The sequence below is a fragment of the Synechococcus sp. genome, from assembly GCF_982614295.1.
The window spans coordinates 2,042-7,037 of sequence record NZ_CEXBMR010000068.1 but is presented as its reverse complement, the minus strand read 5'-3'; the positions used below and the strand labels follow the sequence as shown (position 1 = coordinate 7,037).

The following is a 4,996-nucleotide window of genomic DNA, read 5'->3' as shown; positions in this document are numbered from 1 at the left end:
TCAAGCGCAGAGATTGCCGCTTCAAGCGCAAAGATTCAGTAAAGCCACTTCCCACGCCAAGCGGGGCTGCACATTGCCCTGCAAATGTTTCCGCAAAAGTTCAAGCCTTTTTAATGGGGATGGATCGCTTGTTTGCTGCCAAAGCCTGCGTTGCCAAAGGCCCAGCAGCCAGATCTGTTGTTCCACATCAAGCTGCTCGCAAATTTCGCTTGCAAGCCTCAATGCAGCAAGCGGATTGGCAGGCAACTCAGCCAGCGCTGTAATTAAAAATTCTGGCAACTCTTGCCACCTGCTACGCCATTCCAGTAAGGCGCCTGGAGATCCAGCCGCTAAGGCCAATAATTCCGTTGAATCAGCGTCAATTGCCATTACTTGGACGAGTTCTGCGGGCGGTAGAGGCCGAAACGAAATACGCATACAGCGGCTCAAAATTGTGCTGAGAAGTTTTTCAGGTGCTGCTGTTAACAAAATCAGCAAGCCCTGCCCCGGTTCTTCCAAAGTTTTAAGCAGTGCATTTGCAGCAGCTTCCGCCATACGTTCAGCCCCTTCCAGTAGCACCACTGAACGGGGAGCCTCCAATGGTGCGCGAGCCAAAAAGCGTGCCACTTCACGGATCTGCTCAAGCCGCAGTTGAGGTAGAGCTTTCTTTTGCAAGCCATCAGCCTTGGCTTTTGAAACCGGAATCAACACCCCTTTATCGCTGTAGGTGGGCTCCACCAAAAGCAAATCTGGATGGTTACTTAATTCCAAACGCCGCCGCAGCCCTAAATCAGCTGTTAAGCCAAAATCTCCAACTTGTTTATTAGAAATTTGTTTAGTGAAAATACCTTCAATAAAACGAAGCGCCACTAAAGAACGCCCCACCCCTTCTGGCCCAGCGAACAGGTATGCAGGTGCTAATCGATTTGTATTAAGCGTGGCTGTAAGCAGTTGCAGGGCTTGCTGATGGCCCACAATTCCTGAAAACAACTCATCTTTCACGGCTTGAGCTGTGATTTTAGAAATTGCCCACTAGCAATAAATGATTGTCTCAGCAGAGATTGCAAACGCTCCTGCACCTCTGCTGCGCTGCCAATGGCGTTAACGCGCTGCCAGCCAGGCCGAACACTCAAAGCACTGAAGCCCCCATGCACCCGCTCAAGGAATGCCAACCCCTCCGCTTCAATGCGATCTTCCCTTTCCCCAGCGCGGCGGGCTGCCGCTACAGGAGGCGCCAGCTCGAGCCAAATGCATAAATCCGGCCGCAAACCAGCTGTTGCTAATTCTTCCAACTGATCGATTAAGGCCAAATCCAAGCCGCGGCCATAACCTTGATAGGCAGCAGTAGAACCACTAAAACGATCACATAACACCCAATTACCAGCCCTTAAAGCCGGTTCAATGAATTGCTGCACATGCTGCGCTCGATCAGCGGCATAAAGCAGTAATTCGGCCCGGCTTTCGGGAATATGGCCCTCCGGGGGATGCAGCAACAGCCCGCGCAAGGCCAGCCCCAGGGCTGTTCCCCCCGGTTCACGGCTTGTAACCAAGCTGGCCCCAGCAGGCAATAAACCACTGGTGGGCAGCCAGGCGGCTAGGGCGCGCAGCTGAGTGCTCTTACCGCAACCATCAATGCCTTCAAGCACGAGGAATTTTCCCCTGCGGTTTTTTGTCATGGCAGCTTCAGCATCAAGGCATTGGCCACCACAGTGAGGGAACTGAGCGCCATCAACAACGCCGCCAGCGGCGGCGTTAGCAGCAAACCAAAACGCGGCAACAAAAAACCTGCTGCCAAAGGCAGCACGAGCAGGTTGTAGCCAAAGGCCCATGCCAGGTTTTGGCGCACCTTTGCCATGCAGCGTTTAGCGAGCTCCAGGGCTTGGGGCACTGCCATTAGGCGATCGCCTAAAACCACTAGATCAGCGCTGTCTTGGGCAATCTGGGTGCCAGTACCCACCGCAATTCCTAAATTTGCCGCGGCCAGTGCTGGCGCGTCGTTCAGGCCATCTCCCACCATCGCCACCGGTTTTTGAGCCATTTCCAATTTGGCCAATTTCTGGGCTGGGCTTAAGCCCCAAGCCAATTGCTGGAATTCCAGGTTCAAATCACTGGCCAACTGCCGCACCGGGCCCTCACGATCGCCACTCAATACGCCAAGCCCATAACCCCGCTCTTTAAGGCATTTCAAGGCAGCCAGGGCATCTGGCCGCAGGGCATCACGCACCGCTAATAAGCCGAGCAATTGAGTGCCGTGGGCTAAGGCAAGCACCGTGGCGCCCCCTTTGGCTTGAAGCGCTTGCCATTCCACAGCGGCCGTTTGCGGGCGCACGCCTTGCTGTTCAAGCCACTCGAGCCGCCCTAAGCGGCAGGTGTGCTCCATCCCCTCCAGTTCTCCGCTCACCCCTGCGCCTGCAACTGTGCAACTTTCATTGCACTGCAACAGCTTTAAGCCTTTGCCTTCAGCCCCCTGCAACAGGGCCCAGGCCAAAGGGTGGCGAGTGTGTTGCTCCAGAGAAGCCGCCAGTTGCAAAAGACGCAACTCCTCCAAGCCATCAGCCAGGGGCAAACTTGCTTCCACTAAGGGCCTGCCGCGGCTGAGGGTGCCGGTTTTATCGAATAACACCGTGCGCACTGATGCGGCAATTTGCAACACCTCTCCCCCTCTAAATAGCAACCCCATCCGGGCGGCGCGGCCGGTGGCAACACTGATTGCCGCTGGTGTGGCAAGGCCTAAGGCACAGGGGCAGGCCACCACCAAAACGGCGATAGCAAGCTGCAATGCCAAGCCCACCGGAGTGTTTGCCCCAGCCCCAAGGCTGCGGTGATGGCCAGCTGCATGGGGCATACCAGCTAAAACCTGCGGGAAAAGCTCGGTGCCAATCAGCCACCAAAATAAAAATGTAGTTATCGCAAGAGCAAGCACTATCCAGGTAAATCGCCCCGCCCAGCGATCGGCTAAGGCTTGAATTGGTGCCTTGCGGGTTTGGGCCTGTTGCACCAACTGAATCAAACGAGCTAAAGCGGAATCGGCACCGCTACGCAACACCTCTAACTCCAATGGCGCCTGCAGATTTAGGCCGCCAGCAGCAAGCTCAGCGCCGGGTTGCACCAAACGCGGCATCGGTTCACCGGTTAAGCCCGATTCATCAATGCTTGAGCAACCCAGCAACACAACCCCATCCACCGGCAAACGATCCCCCGGCAAGATCCGCAGGCGATCCCCTGGCCGTAGCCCCCCCACCCGCACGGCACGGGGAGGGTGATCGCCAAGCAGAAGCAAAGCGTTATCGGGCTGCAATTCTGCCAACGATTCGAGCGCATCACCAGTGCGGCGCCGGGCCCGATCTTCAAGGAAACGGCCCAACAACACAAACCCCAACAGCATTAGGGGCTCATTAAAAAAACAGCTCCAGCCCACTGCCGGCCAGATCAATGCCACCAAACTGGCAAGGTATGCACTAAAAACGCCTAGCCCCACAAGGCTGTCCATCGCTGGCACGCCACGGCGCAACCCCTGCCAGCCCCGCACCAAAATCATCCGACCCGGCCCCGCAAGCGCAATCGTGGCAACTAAGCCATGCAGCCGCATATCGGCTAACGGCCCCGTTTCACTGAGATGGGCGGCACTACTTATTACCAATAGCGATAAAGCGATTACAAGCTCGCGCCAGCGCTGCCACCAACCCAGGGGAGCTCTGCTTTCGCGTAATTGCTCGAGGGCGCTTTGCTGAGGCCTAATTCGACCCGGGAAACCGAGCCCGGCAAGGCTTTGCAATAAATCCTCTGTCGTTCCTGGGGCATCGAGCTCCACCCAAGCTGTGCGGCTCAATAAATTAACGCTGGCTTCCAGCACCCCGGGTTGCGCTAATAGGCGCTTCTCTACGGCGCTTACGCAGCCGCCGCACTTCATGCCATCGATATCGAGCAGTAAGGCCTGAGAAGTCATACCCCAGGTTAGTTAGAGAAGCTGTCAGCTGCCCAGCCAAAGGTCCACACTGGGGTTCAATCGAGCTAATACCGTGCCGCGCAGCCAACGCAACGACAACTTCATCGATAAAAGCTTCACGGTGATGGCGGATTTGATCTTGAAAGTGTTGCCCACAAACAAACGGGCCAAGGAGGCTTTTGCTTACTACCGCGACGGCATGAGCGCCCAAGGCGATGGGGAGTATGCCGAAGCCCTAGAAAATTACGAGGAGGCACTAAGGCTGGAAGATGATCCAAATGATCGGGCTTTTATTATCTACAACATGGCTTTAGTGTTTGCTAGTAATGGTGAACATCTGAAAGCTTTAGAGCACTATGAGCAGGCACTTGCATTAAATGCAAAAATGCCCCAAGTATTAAATAATATGGCAGTTATTCATCATCACCTCGGCAGTTTGGCCCAAGAGCAAGGTAAAACCGATGAGGCCGATCAATGTTTTGACATCGCTGCAGATTGCTGGACAAAAGCAATTCGTTTGGCTCCAAACAATTACATCGAAGCCCAAAACTGGTTGAAAACCACTGGCCGTGGCAATGCTGATGTTTTCTTCTAATCGGTTGGATTAGCGCCAAGCGCTGCCACTAAAGCTTCCGCAATCGTGCTGGCTTCAAGCAGTTGCAAATCCAAGCCAGCGGCTATCCGGCTAAGTCCACTCCCTTTGGGTACCACCGCCCGACGGAAACCGAGGCGGGCTGATTCCTGTAGGCGCAATTCCAGCTGAGCTACCGGCCTCAGCTGGCCGCCCAGGCCTAGTTCACCCACCAGCACCGTGCCTGGCGGCATGATCAAATCCCTGTAGCTAGCCACCACAGCAGCAGCTACACCAAGATCAGCGGCCGGTTCCTCCACCTCCAAACCACCAGCCACAGCCAGATAACAATCAAATCGGGAAAGGGGGATCCCGAGATGCTTTTCCAACACTGCCAAAATTTGATGCAAACGGTTGGTGCCAATGCCTGTTGCGGTGCGGCGGGGGCTGGCGTAGCTGGTGGTGCTAACGAGGGCCTGCAGCTCAACTACCAGGGGCCT

5 protein-coding genes are annotated in these 4,996 nt (G+C 55.4%); 1 reads left to right on the top strand and 4 read right to left on the bottom strand.

The window, feature by feature from the left end; all coding sequences use genetic code 11:
- Positions 1-21: 21 nt before the first annotated feature.
- The 3 genes from AC2JC8_RS09485 to AC2JC8_RS09475 are packed head-to-tail and all read right to left on the bottom strand — an operon-like array spanning position 22 to position 3,925.
- Positions 22-981: a DNA polymerase III subunit delta' gene (locus tag AC2JC8_RS09485; RefSeq protein WP_484594608.1), complete on the bottom strand. Its 960-nt coding sequence runs from the start codon at positions 979-981 to the stop codon at positions 22-24.
- Positions 978-1,655, bottom strand: a complete 678-nt coding sequence (gene tmk, locus AC2JC8_RS09480) for a dTMP kinase (RefSeq protein WP_484400308.1) — start codon at positions 1,653-1,655, stop codon at positions 978-980. The genes AC2JC8_RS09485 and tmk overlap by 4 nt, the downstream gene beginning before the upstream one ends.
- A complete protein-coding gene (locus AC2JC8_RS09475; protein ID WP_484400310.1) occupies positions 1,652-3,925 on the bottom strand; it encodes a heavy metal translocating P-type ATPase in 2,274 nt (757 codons plus the stop codon). The genes tmk and AC2JC8_RS09475 overlap by 4 nt, the downstream gene beginning before the upstream one ends.
- 73 nt (positions 3,926-3,998) lie before the next feature.
- On the opposite strand from AC2JC8_RS09475, the gene AC2JC8_RS09470 reads away from it, so the two are divergent.
- Entirely contained in the window at positions 3,999-4,520 is a 522-nt protein-coding gene (locus AC2JC8_RS09470) for a photosystem I assembly protein Ycf3 (RefSeq protein WP_484400311.1), read from the top strand.
- Here AC2JC8_RS09470 and AC2JC8_RS09465 read toward each other — a convergent pair.
- The coding region (locus tag AC2JC8_RS09465) for a magnesium chelatase domain-containing protein (RefSeq protein WP_484594607.1) at positions 4,517-4,996 on the bottom strand (480 nt) is incomplete at its 5' end. The two genes, AC2JC8_RS09470 and AC2JC8_RS09465, sit on opposite strands and share 4 nt — an antisense overlap.

What these genes read in the sequence shown, in the direction of transcription:
- AC2JC8_RS09475 (WP_484400310.1), bottom strand. Translation starts at nt 3,925, where the DNA reads ATGACTTCTCAGGCCTTACTGCTCGATATCGATGGCATGAAGTGCGGC.
- tmk (WP_484400308.1), bottom strand. Translation starts at nt 1,655, where the DNA reads ATGACAAAAAACCGCAGGGGAAAATTCCTCGTGCTTGAAGGCATTGAT.